Source organism: Mesorhizobium waitakense (genome assembly GCF_056431085.1).
In genome coordinates this window covers 34,059-51,831 of record NZ_JBWKME010000017.1, presented here as the reverse complement: position 1 = coordinate 51,831, position 17,773 = coordinate 34,059, and the positions used below count along the sequence as shown (strand labels likewise).

Sequence of the window (17,773 nt, the reverse complement as noted above, 5' to 3'; positions counted from 1 at the left end):
GCGCCGGGAAGGACGCAACAGACGCCATCGTCTTGGCGCATGCCTCTTCTGCTCGCGGTTTGATTGGAGCGGCCCGGCATCCCTTCTGTTGGGATGAGCTAGGACACCGGGCCTAACCGACAGGATGCCTGTGAGGAACAATGCCGCCGGCTGGGTAATTTATGCGCTTCCGCTAATGTAAAGTGAAGCCCTCCGAACGAGGGAACGCAACGGCCTGGCGATGACCTGCATCGTGAGCGTGTTCGAGAAGCCTAGCTGGCCTACCGTTTTGACGACGAAGGACAAGGCGAAAGGCCTTTGATCTCGCCAAGGAGATCGGAGACGAGGTGCGGACCGAAGAGATCACGCCAAGAAGCGAAAACTGAAAATGGCCGGCACCTGTTGGGCGGGGGGCCTGGTTGGGGTAAAGGCGCCGGCCAAGCGGAACAGGTCCGCCACCCGAACAATCTAACAGACGGACCGCTGGCGCCTATGGTGTTATCGCGGAAGCAGGGCCGGACACCGGTGGACCCGCAATGGGATGCCGCCGACGCACACATGGCGGTTTGGTCCCGCTACCCCTGACACATGATTTCTCGACGGGAGACTTCAAGGACCAGGCGTCGTATGCCGATACGCCCTAGCTTTCGATATATTCGTGCTCGAATCCAGCAAACTTCGTCAGGCCCGGTTGATCGAGCACGCGCACCTGGCCTTGGCGGAACTCGAGAAACTTGCGCTCGCGCAGTTCCCGCAGCATTCGATTGACATGAATCGGAGTGAGGCCGAGAGCGTCCGCGAGATCGTACTGGGTGAGAGGGCATTCAAAGCTGTTCTGGGTAACAGAGCCGGTCCGTTCCAGGCGCGCCTTCAGTTCGAGGAAGAGATGCGCTGTCCGCGCCAATGCGCTGCGTCGTCCTACATTGGTGAGATGTTGAGCGATAACCGCTCCATTGTGCACGAGGGTTTCGAGAACAAGGGAGAAGAGATGGGGCGACTGCATGGCGGCAAGGGTAAATGTCTTGGTCGAAGCCACCAGCACCGTAAGTTCGGTCTGAGCCACGAACGTTTCAAGAGCGCTGCCCGAGTACGATTGAGGCAGCACGATATCGCCTCTCAGTGCAAAATCCAGGATCTGTCGCTGCCCGCCGGCGAGTTCATGGGATCTACAGCCCCAGCCCGACTCGACTATGAACATGCGATCGCTGTCCTCGCCCTGATTGACGATGACCGTCTCCGCCAGATAGCGCTTCGGCGTGAATCCCAACGTCTTGATAAGCGCCGCATCGTCGTCGTTAAGTCCGACATACGATGGACGATTTTCATTCCCGCGCAAAAAAGGATGTGAAGCGTACGTCATCTATAGCCCCGCCCATTGCCCCAAAATACCTCCCTCTGATGGAATGTACATCAAATTTGATGTGATGAGTATCCGTTGATGGCAAACTATCGATCGATGTAGCGACGGCGCTTTTCGATGAAAATGCGCAGGTTCCACCGGCTCGCCACCGGCACGCTTCGAAATTGGCACGTGGCGGCAGGATCAGGTTTTGTTTCTCTTGAAACTTTCCCGCATGGAGTCGACGATTTCGCTGGCAATGAGGCAGCTGCGATTGTCGACCTGATCGGCGGCATTTCGTAACGTCGTCGACGCGTCCTTCAGCAATCCCCTGATCTCTGCCGCGGACAACACCTCGGAGGATTCGAGTTCCAGCAGCACGGATTCACTCACGTGCAGCGCGGCAAGCGCCACCGCTCTCGGCCTGGTAGCAAGCAGTTTTAGAAGGTCGCCGCTGGGCCTGGCACGCGCTTTTTTTTTTGCCATAGTTGCGTCTCAACCGTTCGGACATGAAGGTTCATAGGCTCAAAATTACAACGACTCGACGAGTTAGCCGCAACTCCAAGATCGGAAGAGGTCGCCCAATGCCTCTCTTTGAGGCATCCTGTAAGCATACTATCCCGGTTTGCAGCCACGACACAGAGGCACGGGATACCGAATTAGCCGTAGTTACTACCTCCCTACCACCTCTGGGCTACCGTGGTTACAAGCAGACGCAGGAGAAAGCATAGCTGCTCGTAGCCTCTTTGGATTGGCGTCGCTTTGGTTCGCCGTATACGACCACAGTGGCACGATACATCGTATCCCAGGATCGGCGCATTAGCGGCGGCTGAGGACCTGCTTCAGACCTGGCTTGCCCACGTCCAAAGCTGGAAGCGGGAAAGGCTCGACCTGTCCACCGGTCTTGTCCAGATACTGCATCAACGCCGTCACCAGATGGTAGAAGATGCTTGCCGGGACTTCCGTCGCCACTGATCTTCCGCGCTCGTCGATCCTGTCGACCCACAAGCCAAGCGGTGCGGGATCGATATGCCATCTGAACAGGCGAGCGACACGAGCTTCGATCTCGGGTTTCAGATCAGGCCCGCCGATGCCGTCCAGGGCGACGGCTGCCTTGACGGCTTCGCATTGCGGCCAACTGCGGGAGAACCGGTCGAGAGGCATTCCCTGCCGCGATACGGCTGCGTAAGCCAGACCCGTGGCTCGGTTCAATCCACTGGCGACCGCCGACGAATAGAGCTTCCTGGCGTAGGCGACCAGGTCTTTTTGCCCGCTCGCCCGCGCGAACTCGACAAGGAGCGAGGCCCATTCGAAATGATGCCCTGGTTCGGTCCATTGTCCTTTGTCTCCCGGCAAGGGCAGCCAATCGACGTCGAAATATTCCCCAAGCGTCCAGCTTTCCTGGTCGAAGAAATGGCACCGGAAGAGATCGATGACGCGTGCCGCCCGTCGCAGATAGGCACGGTCGCCGGTGACGCCGTACCAGGCAAGAAAGGATTCCAGCATGTGCATGTGCGGGTTCGAAAACCGTGCCCCGTTGGAGCCGGGGCTCTCGAGGAACCCGCTCAGGCTGTCGTCCTCGAGATGGGTGTCGACGAAATGAAATGTCTGTTGTGCAAGCCGCAGGGCGTCCTGATGGCCGCATCGATGAGCATGAGCCAGCGCCAGGAGCACGCAGGAATGATCGTAGGCGTCCTCGGTCGGGTCAGCCACGCTGCCGTTGGCATTGAGAGTGCGCACCCAGCCGCCACGGTCGGTGCGGCCGTATTTCGCGATGAAGTCGATACCGTGGTCGATGAGTTTGTCGGCCGGTCCAGTCCAGCCGCGTTCCTTGGCCACCGCGAAAGCATAGATCTGGCGAGCCATCGTCCGCATGCGCTTGGGTTTGCCCAACGGCCTTGCATCGAAGCCGAGAGCCTCGTGGAAGCCGCCATGCACATCGTCGACACCGGCAGTGGACCACAATGGCAGGGTTTCTTCGAAGAGCCAGTGTTCGACACGCTTGCGCCATGATCCGCTGATGATGACCCGGTCTTCCGAGGCGGTGAATTTCGTTTCGAGGCGTCCGCTCTTCTCCAGCTGTTCGACGACCTTCTTCACGTGCTGGCTGTGGCTGACCGGGGCGACGAACACCGCGTCCGGCGTCGCAACTATCGCTACATCCTTCATTCCGACGACGGTCAGCAGCCTGCCCTGGCTTCTGAGGTAGGAGTTGCCGCAATCCATGGCGACGATGTCACCCATGACGACGTTGCCGTCGCCGTCGGTTGGGCTGGCTTCCAGCAGCGATTGCCACGATCCAAGGTCGTTCCAGCGGAAGGAAGCCGTGACCATCGCGATGTCGCCCGCATGCTCCATGATCGCGTAGTCGATCGACGTCGAGGGGACAGCGAGGTAGAAGCCCTGTGGCAGGTACAGACCCGAGACCTCGCTCCGCGCTGTCTTGTAGGCCCGTTCCGCAGTCTCCCAGAGGTCCGGCTGGAAATCGAGAAAGGCCTGCCGCATGGCGTCGGCACGGAAAAGGAAGATGCCGGCGTTCCAGTAGAATCGTCCCGAAGCCAGGTATTGGCGGGCCGTCTCGGCGTCTGGCTTTTCGACAAAACGCGAAACGGAGGCTACTCGGTCACCATTTGCCGTGGCCTCGATATAGCCATATCCGGTTTCGGGATGCGTCGGCTTGATGCCGAACACGATGATACTTCCTGCATCGGCGGCAGGCACGCCCGCCTCGACGGTTTCCCAGAATTGCGCTTCGGTCGATATCTGATGGTCGGACGGGACCACGAGCACAAGCGAGTCGGCGCCATGTTCGGAGATCGTTTGCAGGGTGGCTATGGCGACCGCGGCGGCGGTATTGCGGCCGACCGGCTCGAAGATCGGTCTGCCACCGTTCAGGCCGAGCGGAGCAATGTCCGAGATGACGCGGTCGGCATGCCGTTCGGACGCTATCAGGTAGATCGGCGTCTCACCGTCCGGCCGCGCCTTGAGGCGTCGAACAGTCTTCGCAAGCATGGAGCCGTCGCCCGAAAGGTCGTGGAATTGCTTGGGATTGTCTTCGCGCGAAAGCGGCCACAGCCGTGAGCCGACGCCCCCGCTCATGACGAAGCTTACGATCCGGTCCGGCATGGTCCAATTCCTCTCAGCCAATTCCCATCAGAATGTCTGGTTGTAGGCTCCGACCTCTGGATTGCGGCGCAGCACGGCATCGAGAGCCTCGAACATCTCGCGACGTCGTTCCGACGAGACGGGGCTTTCCACCACGACGACAATCTCCGGTTTGTTCGACGAAGCCCTGACTAGACCCCATGTGCCGTCCTGGGCAACCACACGCACCCCATTCACGGTGACGAGATTGGCCAGCGGCTGGCCAGCGAACTCGATCCCGTCCCGCTTCATTTTCGTGAATTCCCCGACAACTTTCGCGACCACGCCGTATTTCACCTCGTCCGGACAGTGGGGCGACATGGTCGGGGTGCCGAAGGTCAGCGGCAGATCGCGGTAAAGGTCGGCGAGTGTCTTACCCAGGTTGCGGTCGAGCATCTCGCAGACGGCGATCGCGGTGAGGAGCCCGTCGTCGTAGCCGCGTCCAATCGGCGGGTTGAAGAAGAAATGCCCCGACTTCTCGAAACCAGCGATGGCATTGAGTTCGGCAACGCGCCTCTTGATGTAGGAGTGCCCGGTCTTCCAGTAATCCGTCCTTGCACCGTTCTGCAGGAGGACGGGATCCGTCATGAAAAGGCCCGTCGACTTGACGTCCACGACGAAGGCGGATTTCGGATGCAGGCCGGAGATGTCTCGCGCCAGCATGACGCCGACCTTGTCCGCGAAAATCTCGTTGCCTTCGTTGTCGACCACGCCGCAGCGGTCGCCGTCGCCGTCGAAGCCGAGCCCGACATCGGCACCCGTCTCCAGAACCTTGTCCCGGATCGCGTGCAGCATCTGCATGTCTTCGGGATTGGGGTTGTAATGCGGAAACGTGTGGTCGAGCTCAACGTCCAGCGGGATGACTTCGCAGCCGATGCCTTCCAGCACCTGCGGTGCAAAAGCGCCGGCGGTTCCGTTGCCGCAGGCCGCCACCACCTTCAGCTTTCGGCCGAGGTTCCTTCCGGCAGTCAGGTCTTCGATGTATCTCTCGCGAAATCCGGACACGAATTCATAGCTTCCCCCGCCTATGAGATCGAAATCGCCGTCCAGAACGAGCGCTTTCAAAGCGGTCATCTCATCAGGCCCGAATGTCAGAGGCCTTTGCGCTCCCATCTTCACGCCGGTCCAGCCGTTCTCGTTGTGGGAGGCCGTCACCATGGCCACCGACGGAGCGTCGAGCGCGAACTGGGCGAAATAGGCCGTGGGAGAAAGTGCCAGGCCGATGTCCTTGACGCGCGCGCCGGCCGCCATCAGGCCGGAGACCAGCGCCATCTTGATCGCCATGGAATAGCTGCGGAAATCATGGCCAGTGACGATGTCCGGGCCAACACCCATTCGGCGGATCAGGGTGCCGAGCCCCATGCCGATCGCCTGCACGCCCATCAGATTGAGTTCGGGTTCTTTGTCCGAGCCTGGCTGCCCGAACCACCAGCGCGCGTCGTATTCCCGGAAGCCAGTGGCTTTGACCAGGGCACTGGTTTCGAAGGCGAACGTGTTTGGCCTGGCTTGGCCGACTATGGTCACGGTCACGGTTTCCGCTCTGCAGTTACAGGCGAATAGTCCTAGCACGGTGCCGGACGCAGCCCCCTTCATGAATTCGAGTAGCCCTAACGCGCTGGTTTGCACCCCCTCATCCAATAGGAGCATGACCGCCGATGGCCGAAAGGATGTCTCGTCCAGGCAATGGGGTCTTGTATTCTATAAGGTGCGTCCTGCTCGGGCGCTGACGAGAAAGGTGGGCTGCAAGATGCCGCTGACCGCATTCATGTACCCGTTCCGCGAGGATGTCGACGAAAGGCGGTTCGGTCGCCTGGCTCGGCTTCTCGAGCTCATTCAAGTGGAAATCGAAAGGGAATCCGCGGCACTGCGTCCGTCCGTGGAAAGGATGACGGACTGCGCCGCGTTCGCTTTGGAGGCCATGGAAAATGGCGAGAGCCCCGAACGCATATCCGCGCGGATCGATTCCCTCGCGCGCGACCTAGCACTCAGCCGCGGACGGCAGGCCTTGCTGGAACAGCAGATGTCCTTTGTCGACAGGACGAGAGCAGGGCTGCCAGGCATTCTCCCTTCCCATAGGGCGTAGGTCCCTACGCCAATTGGCGGCGTTTAACCTTCCCTGACGCGGGCGTAATCTTTTCGCGGCAGTCTGGGATCGAGGGGCCTCTGCTTTCAATGAAAACATCGGCTGAATGTCATCGACCGCCAGCATGGGGACCGCCAGCATGGGGACCGCCTGCATGGGAAGCGCCTGCATGGGGACGGCGTGCGTGCAGGATTTCCCGCGCGCCTGCAGGAGAATTTGAATGAACCGCATGTTTCCCAATCAATGGCCTCCGGCAGCGGACCAGCAGGCTTCCGTCGGTCAGGAGTTTATTGGCCTGTCCGACATAACCGAATTTCTGCGGCACTACGCTGGAACCATCTTCGCCTGTCTTGCTGCGGCTCTCTTGGTGGCCGGGTTCTACAATTCGACCACCGACCCAACTTTCATCGCCAGCGCGCAGATTCTGATCGAGCCGAAATTGCCACAACACCTGCAGGAGGGTGGCGAAGTAGATCTGTCGTTGGACACCGCCCAGGTGGAAAGCCAGATAGCAGTGATGCAGTCGGAAAAGATCGCCGCGATGGTCCTTGAACGGTTGAAACTCGTCGACGACCCCCAATTCAACCGTCCGCAGGCTCCGACTTTGCGGGAGAGATTCAATGAGATAGGAACAGTTCTGCTCGATGCTTCCGAGCTCAAGAAGAGCGCCTGGTTGACGTCGCTTGCGGAGCATTTCGGCCAAAGCGCGCCTGAAACACCCGCGACGCTGACCGATTACCAAAAGTCCCGGCGCAGCATGTTGATTTTCCGCAACGGCCTCGACGTCCGCAGAGTGGGCGTTTCCTACGCGATAGACATATCCTTCACCTCTCTCGATGCCGAAGGTGCAGCCAAGGTTGCGAACGCCACGGCCGATGCCTTCGTGCGGGAGCAGATCGAAACCAAGGCCGATGCGGCAAGGGAAGGCGGCGCGTGGCTCGAGATGCGCCTTAAACAACTGCGCACCCAGATGAACGAGGCCATGGCGAAGGCGCAAGAGTTCCGGTCACGGCACGATTACAGCGTCGGCAGTGAAGCCACGGAGGAGGGTGGGGCGAACGCTGTGCCGACGCTCGAAGAACTCGAGGTGACTGCTGAAACCTACCAGAAGATGTACGAGAGCTTCCTGCAGGCCTACACCAACTCGGTAAGCCAACAGTCGTACCCGGTCGCCGACGCAAGGATGATCACGGCTGCGGCGGCGCCACTCTATCCGAGCACTCCAAGGCCGAAGTTGATGCTAGCCTTCGCGGCGGTTGCCGGGCTCATTTTCGGCATCGGACTTTCGTTTGTGAGGCATACGTTCGACTGGACCATCAGGTCAGCACGAGTGATCCGGGACAATTTGGGTGTCGAATGCGTCGGAGAGCTGCCGCCCACCACCAGGAGAAGGGAATCCGGCCACCTCGACGAAGTCGCAAGATATCCGCACTCCCGATACAGCCACAGTCTCAGGAAAGCGCGAACCGAAATCAGCCTTGCGGAAACCAGCCGCCCGATCAAGTTGCTTGGGTTGACGGCTGTATCCAACGACAGTTCGAAGAGTTCGGTCGCCAGCAATCTTGCCACGCTATATTCGATGTCCGGCCTGAAGACGTTGGTAATTGACGCCGACATCAGGCGACCGACACTGACCACGCGGCTGCTCGGCCCGTCGGGCGCCCTCGACAAACCGTGCCAGGACCCCGTCCGGCTTAACATCGTCCGCGCTCCTGGGCGGCCGTTCGACTTGCTTCCAAGTTCGGTGGTGGACGCCAGGCACCTGCTGGCGCCAAGCAACATGGAAGCGTTCCTCTTGGATCTGACCGCTCGCGACCTTGCCGCCTACGAACTTGCCGCCTACGACATTGTCATCCTGGACCTGCCGACGCTTGCCTCGGGAGCCGACGAACTGATTGTCGGATCCGTCCTGGATGGCGTCGTCGTCGTTGCCCAGTGGGGCAAGACACATGTCCAAACGCTGCGGGAACTCGTCAGGACGCTGCAGGCCAGCAGGACGCCCATCCTGGGCGTGCTCCTGACGAAGGCCCGCGCGATGAAGGCCAAGCCCCGCATGAAACTGGTGGCGAGACATTCCTCCCTCGGAAGTCGCAAAAGCGTGTAGGGGGATCGTTCCTTGGGATTAGGGGGTAGCCCTGGAGCGTCACGCTACCTCCTTTGCCTTTCTTGCCGACAAGCCCCGACCTTGGAAGAGTGACCGGAACAATTCGAACAGCAATCGTCCCATGTCAACAAACGCCTTCGAGTCGCATCAGGGAACACCGATCTGGGTTCAGCCACCTCTTCCCGTGGCGGCTGACAGCCCAACGGCAGTCCTGCACGTTGTTCCTGCGCCCGACCACAACAGTGCCGGGGCAGTATTGACAGACCTGTCGCCCGCCATCAGGACGGGAACGACGAACCCTCCCATCGGAGGTCTCCTGAAGCGGATCATGGATCTGGTCATAGCGGGCACGGCGCTTATCATGGCCGCGCCTGTGATGATCGTCGTTGCCCTGCTGATCAGGATGACGGCAGGAGGCCCGGCAGTGTTCTCGCACAGCCGTATCGGGTTCGGCGGAAAGCCGTTCGATTGCTATAAGTTCCGCTCGATGGTTGCCAATTCGGAAGAAGTTCTGAAAGCATATCTCGAAGCCAACCCTCATGTCTGCAAGGAGTGGGAAGAGACCCACAAGATCAGGAACGATCCCCGCGTCACGCTGCTTGGGTGGATGCTGCGTAAGTCGAGCCTCGACGAACTCCCCCAGCTCTTCAACATCATCCGTGGCGACATGAGCTGCGTGGGCCCAAGGCCCATCGTAAAGGACGAACTCATACGCTACGGCGACCACCTGGGGGAATACCTTCGGACAAGGCCGGGACTCACCGGTCTCTGGCAGGTGAGCGGAAGAAGCAGCATGGACTACGCCAACCGCGTGGCGCTCGACAGCCAGTATGTGCGGAACTGGTCGATCTGGCTCGACATCGTGATCTTGTTCAGGACGGTTTTCGCAGTGATGCGCTTCGACAGGGCTGCCTGAAGTCCCGACCGCTCACCCTTCCGTCCGCTTCCAGTGGACGGACAGCGACAGGCCGACGATGTAGGCGCAAGCCAATACGAATGCCAGGATCAGGAATTTGGTGACGGTCACATGGCCGGGCAACCCAAGGCCATTCCAGGCAAAGCTTCCGATCACAAGCAGCGCGGTCGCCGCGATCAGGGCGGGAGCCTTGAACCGCAGTCCCAACAGAACGCCCCCCGCCGATACAGCCACGACACTCATGAGCACCGAAATCTCCAGTGATACCCGCAGGACTGATCGCCTCACTGCGGCAGGGAAGGTTTCGTCAGCGTGTGCTCACTGATATGCGGCCTCAAAGTGCATGGCAAGTGCCAGGGTATTGCGCAGATGATCCGGGTAAGCATCGCCCCCAGTTTTCTTGCGCCCTTGTTTTCTTGCGCCCTTGTGTTCTTCGCGCTTCCAGGCGGCTTCCAGCCGCAATTTCAGCTTCCGAAGCCCACGCCAATGGGTGCGGCGAGTCGTGGACCTCACTGAACCATGCAAGGTTGATCAGTTGGTGCCCTGAATCGGGAGCGTCTCTGCCTGCACGCTGCCGCCTGCAGGTAGGGCAGCCAAGCCGGACGGGGGCGGGGGGATATCGATCTTCACGGTATCGCCTGGCTCGATCGGCGTCGTTTCCTCAGCCGTGAGTTCTTGCGAGCCGCTGTCCGTCATCCTCACGATCTTGAAGATCGGCTTGGCCCTTTCGCCGCGCTCTCTAAGGGCGAGCAGAGCAGGTGCCGTGACCTCGGTATCGTGCAGCAACTGCACCGCAGTGTTGGCCTTGCTGGTCACTTCATTGAGCTGCAGCTGCGTCTCGCGCAAGGAAGCGGCGACTTCGCTGGCTTGGCTATTGCCGAGGTTGAGGATCTCGATGTCGGTCTTGCTTATCTCCTGCCTGACTCGCAAAAGCGAGGTCTCGGCAACCAACCTGTCGCTCTGCATCTGTGCGACCGTTCCCTGTAGAGAGAGTTCCCGCGGTGCAACCGCCAACCCCTTCTGGACAAGGGCCGAAACACCCGCGAGTTCCTTCTGGATGAGTTCGATCTGTTGGTCGTGGAAGGCCATCTGCTGGCCGAGCGAGGTCAGTTCCTTTTCGAGGAAATCCTTGAGTTCGCGCAGGGCACGGAGTTGCGTCGCCATAGCGTCCTTGCGGACAGCGAAGACCTTGCGCTCCTGCTCCATCGCCACCGCGACCGTCTCGTTCGAAGCTCTGTCCTTCAGTTGCGCAGGGAAGGCGATGTCGTTGCTGCCAGCCAGTTCCGATTCCAGCCGCGCTTTGCGGGCGAGCAGACTGACGTTGCTCAGCGCCAGCAGACCCACGTCGCCCTGGCCCGCGATGACTTCACGCTCGAGCCTCGACATGTCCTCCTCGCGTGTTCGCAAGCCGCCGGCGATTCCCATCGCCTGCAAGACCGTCAGTCCGGGTCTGAAGGGAAACTCGCCGGGCTGCGTGACGTAGCCGACGATGTAGAACGGCCTGTACTGGACAATCTCGACGGCGACGTCCGGCTGGCGGCCGAGTCCCATCTGCTGCATCAGGCGGTCGCCGATCGCACGGGCGAGGTCGCCGGGGGCGGTGCCTTGCGCCCGTATCTGACCGACAAATGGAAGGAAGAGCGTGCCGTCGGCACCGACAACGAAGCTGTCGTTGAGAGCCGTCCATTCGAAGATCACGTCGCGTGATGCGCGCCATTCGTAAACCTTGAGCCTGACCTTGTCCTGGGGGCCGAGGAGATACTCGGCAGCCATCGTCGGCAAGGGGCAGGCAGCCGCTGCCGCCAATGAAGCCGCCGCCACCGTCAAAAGCCATTTCCGCATTGTCTTTCCCGCCGTCAGATTTTCAGGATGTATTCGGGTTCGATTCGTCCCATGGCGATGTGCAGGATCGCCAGCATATTGCCCCTGAGCCTGCCCCTGCGATCGATATACGGCTCGGGCCGCAGGCTCTTTGCGAGGTTGGCCGCAATATTCCTGAACATCAGGGGAAGCGCGAAAGAGGCCGGAACGGAGCCCTTCCTGATCAGGTAGATCGCATTCGCAACCTGGGAATAGCCGAACCGCTTTCCGCTGACCCGTCCTGACTTGATACCGAGGTGAACGCCCGTGATTGCAGTGACGCAGACCACGCGACCTTTGGATCTCATTTGACTGGTGAAGTCGATGTCTTCCTGCCAGCCGTACAGGACCAGGCGCTCGTCGAAGCGCAAATCTCCCACAAAGGAGGACCGGAAGGACATGTTGCATCCGTACGCACCGACATGATCGACCACCGGTGGCCCATCATGTTTTTTGCCCCGGGTTTCCCGCAAGGCGGCTTCGGCATCTTCCCAGGTGAGGCCGGCATTCGTGGCGCCGTCCCTGACGACCATGCCCATCACCACCGCCCATCCGTCATTTTCCACGAAAGCTTTCTCGACCTGCGCCAGGTATTCGGTGGACGGAACGAAATCGTCGTCGAAGAATGTGATGATGTCGAAGCGCGCCAGGGAAGGTACGAGAGCCGTGTTCCGCTGGGCAGACGATCCCATCGGTCCGAAAACGAGCGACAAGGGGAAAGGACAATCTTCCGGCAGTTCGACATGCGTGGCGTCGGGCGCCGACACGATGACCTCGTCAGGAAGTCTCGTCTGGTCACCCAAATACCGAAGCAGGCGCGCGACCTGTCCGCGGCGGCCAAGGGTCGGGATGATCACTGCGAGTCTCATGCTCGATCCAGTTTCGGTTCCCGCCGAACCTAGACCGACGAGGGGACCGAAACAGCCTGCATAAAAGGTGACGGAAGCAGCTTGGCCTACCCCCGGACACAGGCTTTTCGGAGTATCCCTGTAAACGACCCACAGCCATAAGTATTAGATAGGCATGCGTCCGGAACAGCCTGTAACCGATCGTACAACTTGCCGGGGCAACAAGATGGAATGGAGACTACTGGCCTGACGAGGTTAGGGGGAACCATGCTCCACGAACGCTCTTCCGATTTGGCGGTCGCGGCCAAGGTCGATGTGCCCATCGAGGACTTCCCGGCCGCACCGGGGCCTGGAGTCGACAGGTATGCGAAGATAGCCGTCGTTCATGACTGGTGTCCGAATTTCCGGGGAGGGGAACGGGTTCTGGCGCAAATCTGCAAGCAGTTCCCCAATGCGGAAGTCTTCACGCTTTTCGATTTCCTGCCGCCCGAGGTGAAGGAGCAATATTTCCACGACGTGGAATTCCATACCTCCGCGGCCAACCGGATCCCGATGGTCCAGAAATTCTATCGATCCCTCTTCTTCTTTTGTCCCTTCCTGATCGAACAGTTCGACGTGACAGGCTACGATGCGGTGATCTCGTCTTCGGCCGCATTTTCGCGCGGCGTGATCACCAGGCCGGACCAGCCGCATCTATGCTATGTGCACAGCCCCGTCCGCTACGCCTGGGACGAGCAGTTTTCCTATCTTCAGCAAGGGCGGCTTGGCTTCGGGCCCAAGGGAATGCTCTATCGATACATGCTCCATCGCCTGAGGACGTGGGACACGAGAACCGCGCACGGTCCGAACCTGATGCTGGCGAATTCGAACTATGTCCGCTCCCGAATCCAGCATATTTACGGGCGCGAGGCGCGCGTCGTTTTCCCGCCGGTCTCACTGCGAGAACTGCCCTGTGTGGAGGACAAGGACGATTACTACGTTTCGGCGTCCTTCCTCGCCCCTTACAAACGCACCGACCTCGTCATCCGGGCCTTCAACGAGATGCCGTCGCGGCGACTGGTCATCGTTGGCGAAGGACAGCAATCAGCCAGCTTGCGGGCGCTTGCTGGTCCCAACATCACCTTCTCGGGTTACCTGCCCCGGAAAGACTATGTGGACACCCTGGCGCGGGCGAAGGCGATGGTCTTTGCGGGCTGCGAGGATTTCGGCATAGCGCTGGCCGAGGCGCAGGCCTGTGGGACGCCGTTGGTCGCCTTCGGCCGCGGCGGGGCCGTCGACATCGTACAGCGCCTGGGATCATCCCCCGAGCCGACAGGGGTCCTGTTCAAGGCTCAGACCGTCGAGCACCTCAAGGAGGCCGTCGAACGGTTCGAAGCGAACAGCTATGCCATCACGCCCCGCGCTTGCGCCAGAAATGCCGGACGCTTTTCCGAGGAGAACTTCGACCGCGCGATCCTGGAATCACTCGGGGCCGTCCAGGCACTTCACGAGATCATGTGAATTCGCGAGCCCTGACGATCTTCGCTTCCGCATCGACGCCGTCCGCGGCCGCCATCGCCTTGAGATAACGCACGGCCGTCGCCCTCCAGCTGTATGCCGAGGCTCTCGCCCTTCCCTTGCCTATCATCTGCAGTCGCAAGGCCTGGGAACCGCGAAGCTGCGCGAAACTGTCGAACCATGCGTTCGGGTCGTTGGGAGGTGCAAACAGGGCTGCGCCGCCGCAGACTTCAGGCAGGCTGGCGCGGTCGGAAACCACCACGGGGCAGCCGACGGCCATCGCCTCGAGGGCCGGGAGTCCGAAGCCCTCGGTGAGCGAGGGGAAAGCCAGGCATAGCGAGTCCCTGAGCAGGGCCGCCAATTCGCCATCGGAAACGCGGCCGAGCCAGTGGATGTTTCGAGCTTCGGTCCTGGCCGTCCCTGACCTGAAGACGCGCGAATCCGACATGCCGACGATCGCTATTCTGAGTCCGGCCTCGCCGAGACGATCAGCCATGTCCAGGAGGAGATCCACATTCTTGTGGGGTGCGGCACTGCCGATCAGAACAACGGTTTCCCGCGAGGCCGCCAGCCGTGTCTGTGCCGAGTGTTCAGGCTTCCATCGCAAGGCATGCTCATGGCCGTTCGGCGCGACGAAAGCCCGTTCTGCCGGGATGACGCCGCGGCGAACCAGTTCATCCAGGGAGTAGTTGGAAACGGTCGAAATTCCGCACGCCGTCTTGCCGAGGCCGGGCAACAGGTTCCTGTAAAGAAGCCTGAAGGCAAGGGAGTAGCTCTGCGGGGCGTTCCAGACATTTGCATCATGGATGCAGACGATATGCTTGCTGGAAAGCAGCGGCCCGGTGTTGCAGAGGCTGAGCAGTCCGCTGCCATCGAGGGATGAGGGGAGCTGCACCTGCTCCCAGACATGCCCGCTCGTGCGGCCGATCTCGCGACGTTCGATGAAAGCCAGCGGGATGTCCCCGGACCCGGGCGGACAGTGCAGACTGAGTTCGAGGCCGCGGGCGAGCGGCTCCTGTTCCGCGATCAAGGCGTCGAGAGAGTGGACGACCTCGCGCGCATAACGCTGGACACCTGTTGTCGGCTGGGAAAGAAACCGCCCATTGATGGTCCAACGCCGAGCCATGTCGTCCCCCTTTGAAACCTTCAATGTGGAGCCGCAAAGACGCCAGGTCACCATGGCCATCGGGTCATCCGGCTAGGCGGCAATCATCCGGATAGGCGAGGTCGGACAGCGTGCCTACCTCAAACGTTTGAGGGCCTTGGTGCCCCTGGGGATGCTAGTCTGGCCCAAGGTGCGGGAAGGACCGGGGAAGGGGGACATGGGCAAACTCGAGTTCGACACGACGGAGTCGCCGCCACCAAGACGGGCCAGACAGGTGAATGGACACCGAGCCGACACACCCCTGGCCAGATCTGCTGCCGACGGCGCCGAATTCCTGATCGGGCATTCGGCTGGGGTGTGCGTCGACCCGGAAGCGCCGAGACGACGCTGGACGATAAACGGAGACTTCACGACGCTTCGGCCGACTGGAGTGGCCCGTTACGCCCGCGAGGTCACCTTGGCTCTCGACGCCCTCATTTCGGAAGGGCATCCCCTCGGTCGCGACCTGGAAATCGATCTCGTGGTGCCGCGCCCGCTTTCCGAACCTCTCAGCCTCGATGCCATCTCCGTGCGTGTCGTTCCCGAATTCAACAGGCCGCGACTTCCCCAATTCTGGGTGCAGGCGCAGTTGCCCTGGCATGTGCCCGGAGGATTGCTGAGCTTCTGCAACCTCGCTCCAGTCGTGCTGAGGCGCCAGATCGCGTGCATCCACGACATGCACACCAGGCTCATGCCGTCGAGCTACGCGCGGGGGTTCCGGTGGGCGCACCGCCTGATCCTGCCGGCACTCGGCAGGCGGGCCGCCCGCATCACCACGGTCTCGCAACTCTCGCGCAGCCACCTGGTCGATTTCGGGATCGCGCCACAGCAAAACATCGTCGTCACCTACAACGGCAGCGACCATGCGAAGAGATGGGATGCAGCGAGATCGTCTCTGGTCGTCGACCGGGGCAGGCCGTATGTCCTTTGCCTTGGCAGGCGGGACCAGGAATACAAGAACATGGGGCTGCTCGCCAGGCTGGCCCCACTCCTCGACGGGATGGGTCTCGACCTCTGGATGCCAGGCGATGTCGACGAGACCACGGTCCTGAGGTACGTCCCGGAAATGCCCGGAAACATCGTCCTCCCTGGCCGCATAGGGGATGACGACTTCAAGAAGGCGCTCGAAGGCGCCCTGTGCTTCCTGTTCCCGTCACGAATCGAGGGCTTCGGGCTGCCCGCTGTCGAGGCGATGGCTTCGGGCTGCCCGGTCGTGGCCTCGACCTCGCCGTGTCTTCCCGAAATCTGCGGGGATTCGGCCCTCTATGCCGATCCCGACGACGTCCAGTCATGGGCCGAAGCCATCCGCCTGCTGATGCTTTCCCCGGACTTGCGGCAACGGCTGGTCACCAAGGGGCACGCGAGGGCGAGCAGTTATTCCTGGCGGTGGATAGCATGGAAATACCTCGAACTGATGGTTCAGGTCGACGCCGATTTCGGGGAGTACGGCAGTTGACCGGCAGCCAGTACAAGGATTGATCTCCAGGAGAGCACGATGAACGAGCGGCCCGACCCGCACGACCTACGCGCCGCGAGCAGACAGGCATCCGCCAGCTTGCTTCTTTTCGACAACTCCCTGTCGATCCTGAACAGGACTGGCGCCTACCACATTGCCAAGGACCTCACCGGGGAATTTGTCCCGGGCCAGGCCAGGGTCCGCTACTGGCGGCTCGGTTCCTTTGCGCCCGAGGGTCTTGCCCGCAAGATAGTCGCCCGGCTGATGATGCTGGAAATCAACTGGCTCCGCGATAGCGAGTTTCTCCTGATCCGTGACGGCGTCGAAGAGCGTGGCTTCCGGCTGTTTCTGGATCCGCTCTACGTCCTGAGGTCACGCCTGACCGAGAAGGATATCGTCCTGTGCCACGATGTCGGTCCGCTGACGCACAAAGAACTCTACAGCGAACGGACTTGCGCCAACTACCACCTCGCTTACGAGAAGATCCGGCGCATCAAGCCGGGGGTCGTCTTCGTCAGCAATTTCTCTTCGAAGCAATTCAAATCTCTTTTTGGCTCTGGTTTCCGGTTCCTGACGACAATCCCGCTGTATCTGCGCACCGAACTGTTTGACGGCCCTGCGGAAGCAATCTCCGGCTTGAGCAGTCGGTATTTTCTTACCGTGGGCGCGTTCGAAACCCGCAAGAACCAGATCGCCGCCCTGAAGGCGTATCGGGACGGTGGATTCCATCGTGAGGGAATAGAATACGTCTTGTGTGGGTCGCGTGGCGATGGTCATGCAGAGACCGCGGAACTGGCGGGATCCATCGCCGGAGTAAGGCTCATGGGCTACGTGCCCGATGCACAGCTGCGCTGGCTCTATGCAAACGCCGAGGCATTCGTGCTGCCGAGCCTTCTCGAGGGTTTCGGGATGCCGGCACTGGAGGCGGCTTACATGGGATTGTTGCCGATAGTGTCCGCGGACAGTGCGCTCGTGGAGGCGGTGGGAGGCCAATGCTTGCAGGTGCCGCCGAACGATCCGGCGGCGATCGCAGACGCGATGCGAAAAGCGCTTTCCCGAAGCCCTGCGGAGAAGGCGGAAACAAGCCGCTCGCTGCGCAACGCGGCGTCAGCTGCAACCAAGGATCGGTTTCTCCAACAATGGAGGGATTTGCTGGTCGCAGACGCAGCCAGACGTGCAGGTTTGCGCAACCTGCAGGCAACAAAGCCCATTGGCTGAAATGCCCGGCTAGCCCGTTACCTTGCATGCGCTCGCACAGCTGACGGATTTTTGCGGCGATGGTATCCCGCAGCGGTCGGGTCAACCGGCTTTTGGGCGCAGATCAGCCTCATGAGGTGCGCCGCCGGACAAGGCTTCGATTGCTGGACGCCCGGCCACCCGCAGGCGCTGACACACCCAAAAAG

15 protein-coding genes are annotated in these 17,773 nt (G+C 60.9%); 6 read left to right on the top strand and 9 right to left on the bottom strand.

The features are described from left to right. Positions 1-619: 619 nt before the first annotated feature. The 4 genes from AC07FD_RS05360 to AC07FD_RS05345 all read right to left on the bottom strand — a co-directional run bounded on the left by AC07FD_RS05360 (position 620) and on the right by AC07FD_RS05345 (position 5,992). Positions 620-1,339, bottom strand: a complete 720-nt coding sequence (locus tag AC07FD_RS05360) for a Crp/Fnr family transcriptional regulator (protein ID WP_477289915.1) — start codon at positions 1,337-1,339, stop codon at positions 620-622. Between the two features lie 183 nt (positions 1,340-1,522). Then, the gene (locus AC07FD_RS05355) at positions 1,523-1,732 is read right to left on the bottom strand and encodes a hypothetical protein (protein ID WP_478348985.1); all 210 of its coding nucleotides are present in this window, start codon (positions 1,730-1,732) and stop codon (positions 1,523-1,525) included. A gap of 405 nt (positions 1,733-2,137) precedes the next feature. Beyond that, a complete protein-coding gene (locus AC07FD_RS05350) occupies positions 2,138-4,444 on the bottom strand; it encodes an AGE family epimerase/isomerase (protein ID WP_478348984.1) in 2,307 nt (768 codons plus the stop codon). A 27-nt stretch (positions 4,445-4,471) separates the two neighbouring features. Further along, a complete protein-coding gene (locus AC07FD_RS05345; RefSeq protein ID WP_478348983.1) occupies positions 4,472-5,992 on the bottom strand; it encodes a phosphomannomutase/phosphoglucomutase in 1,521 nt (506 codons plus the stop codon). A 217-nt stretch (positions 5,993-6,209) separates the two neighbouring features. Here AC07FD_RS05345 and AC07FD_RS05340 point away from each other — a divergent pair, with 217 nt between their 5' ends. From AC07FD_RS05340 to AC07FD_RS05330, 3 genes are all read left to right on the top strand, one after another. Continuing rightward, positions 6,210-6,545, top strand: coding sequence for a hypothetical protein (locus AC07FD_RS05340; protein ID WP_478348982.1), 336 nt, complete (start codon positions 6,210-6,212; stop codon positions 6,543-6,545). Between the two features lie 220 nt (positions 6,546-6,765). Continuing rightward, positions 6,766-8,649 carry a GumC family protein gene (locus AC07FD_RS05335; RefSeq protein ID WP_478348981.1) on the top strand — a complete coding sequence of 628 codons (1,884 nt, stop codon included), beginning with the start codon at positions 6,766-6,768 and terminating at the stop codon, positions 8,647-8,649. A 121-nt stretch (positions 8,650-8,770) separates the two neighbouring features. Next, the gene (locus tag AC07FD_RS05330) at positions 8,771-9,565 is read left to right on the top strand and encodes a sugar transferase (RefSeq protein WP_478348980.1); all 795 of its coding nucleotides are present in this window, start codon (positions 8,771-8,773) and stop codon (positions 9,563-9,565) included. Between the two features lie 12 nt (positions 9,566-9,577). Here AC07FD_RS05330 and AC07FD_RS05325 read toward each other — a convergent pair whose 3' ends face one another. From AC07FD_RS05325 to AC07FD_RS05310, 4 genes are all read right to left on the bottom strand, one after another. Continuing rightward, positions 9,578-9,808 (bottom strand): hypothetical protein, encoded by a 231-nt coding sequence (locus AC07FD_RS05325; RefSeq protein ID WP_095080619.1) that lies wholly within the window; start codon positions 9,806-9,808, stop codon positions 9,578-9,580. A 75-nt stretch (positions 9,809-9,883) separates the two neighbouring features. Continuing rightward, a complete protein-coding gene (locus AC07FD_RS05320) occupies positions 9,884-10,027 on the bottom strand; it encodes a hypothetical protein (RefSeq protein WP_478348979.1) in 144 nt (47 codons plus the stop codon). Between the two features lie 69 nt (positions 10,028-10,096). Next, complete coding sequence (locus AC07FD_RS05315) at positions 10,097-11,407, bottom strand: polysaccharide biosynthesis/export family protein (protein WP_478348978.1); 1,311 nt, start codon at positions 11,405-11,407, stop codon at positions 10,097-10,099. A 14-nt stretch (positions 11,408-11,421) separates the two neighbouring features. Then, positions 11,422-12,294 carry a glycosyltransferase family 2 protein gene (locus tag AC07FD_RS05310; protein ID WP_478348977.1) on the bottom strand — a complete coding sequence of 291 codons (873 nt, stop codon included), beginning with the start codon at positions 12,292-12,294 and terminating at the stop codon, positions 11,422-11,424. Positions 12,295-12,540: 246 nt separating this feature from the next. Between AC07FD_RS05310 and AC07FD_RS05305 the strand changes: the two genes are divergently transcribed. After that, positions 12,541-13,773 carry a glycosyltransferase gene (locus tag AC07FD_RS05305; RefSeq protein WP_478348976.1) on the top strand — a complete coding sequence of 411 codons (1,233 nt, stop codon included), beginning with the start codon at positions 12,541-12,543 and terminating at the stop codon, positions 13,771-13,773. On the opposite strand, the gene AC07FD_RS05300 is transcribed toward AC07FD_RS05305, so the two are convergent. After that, the gene (locus AC07FD_RS05300) at positions 13,766-14,896 is read right to left on the bottom strand and encodes a glycosyltransferase family 4 protein (protein ID WP_478348975.1); all 1,131 of its coding nucleotides are present in this window, start codon (positions 14,894-14,896) and stop codon (positions 13,766-13,768) included. The genes AC07FD_RS05305 and AC07FD_RS05300 overlap by 8 nt on opposite strands. A gap of 196 nt (positions 14,897-15,092) precedes the next feature. On the opposite strand from AC07FD_RS05300, the gene AC07FD_RS05295 reads away from it, so the two are divergent. Together AC07FD_RS05295 and AC07FD_RS05290 are read left to right on the top strand one after the other, a co-directional pair. Beyond that, positions 15,093-16,370 (top strand): glycosyltransferase family 4 protein, encoded by a 1,278-nt coding sequence (locus AC07FD_RS05295; protein ID WP_478348974.1) that lies wholly within the window; start codon positions 15,093-15,095, stop codon positions 16,368-16,370. Positions 16,371-16,409: 39 nt separating this feature from the next. Next, the gene (locus tag AC07FD_RS05290) at positions 16,410-17,588 is read left to right on the top strand and encodes a glycosyltransferase (protein ID WP_478348973.1); all 1,179 of its coding nucleotides are present in this window, start codon (positions 16,410-16,412) and stop codon (positions 17,586-17,588) included. Positions 17,589-17,773: the final 185 nt, after the last annotated feature.

Coding starts and splice junctions, on each gene's coding strand:
- AC07FD_RS05315 (WP_478348978.1), bottom strand. CDS start 11,407: ATGCGGAAATGGCTTTTGACGGTGGCGGCGGCTTCATTGGCGGCAGCG.
- AC07FD_RS05295 (WP_478348974.1), top strand. CDS start 15,093: ATGGGCAAACTCGAGTTCGACACGACGGAGTCGCCGCCACCAAGACGG.
- AC07FD_RS05310 (WP_478348977.1), bottom strand. CDS start 12,294: ATGAGACTCGCAGTGATCATCCCGACCCTTGGCCGCCGCGGACAGGTC.
- AC07FD_RS05350 (WP_478348984.1), bottom strand. CDS start 4,444: ATGCCGGACCGGATCGTAAGCTTCGTCATGAGCGGGGGCGTCGGCTCA.
- AC07FD_RS05330 (WP_478348980.1), top strand. CDS start 8,771: ATGTCAACAAACGCCTTCGAGTCGCATCAGGGAACACCGATCTGGGTT.
- AC07FD_RS05325 (WP_095080619.1), bottom strand. CDS start 9,808: ATGAGTGTCGTGGCTGTATCGGCGGGGGGCGTTCTGTTGGGACTGCGG.
- AC07FD_RS05300 (WP_478348975.1), bottom strand. CDS start 14,896: ATGGCTCGGCGTTGGACCATCAATGGGCGGTTTCTTTCCCAGCCGACA.
- AC07FD_RS05360 (WP_477289915.1), bottom strand. CDS start 1,339: ATGACGTACGCTTCACATCCTTTTTTGCGCGGGAATGAAAATCGTCCA.
- AC07FD_RS05335 (WP_478348981.1), top strand. CDS start 6,766: ATGAACCGCATGTTTCCCAATCAATGGCCTCCGGCAGCGGACCAGCAG.
- AC07FD_RS05305 (WP_478348976.1), top strand. CDS start 12,541: ATGCTCCACGAACGCTCTTCCGATTTGGCGGTCGCGGCCAAGGTCGAT.
- AC07FD_RS05290 (WP_478348973.1), top strand. CDS start 16,410: ATGAACGAGCGGCCCGACCCGCACGACCTACGCGCCGCGAGCAGACAG.
- AC07FD_RS05340 (WP_478348982.1), top strand. CDS start 6,210: ATGCCGCTGACCGCATTCATGTACCCGTTCCGCGAGGATGTCGACGAA.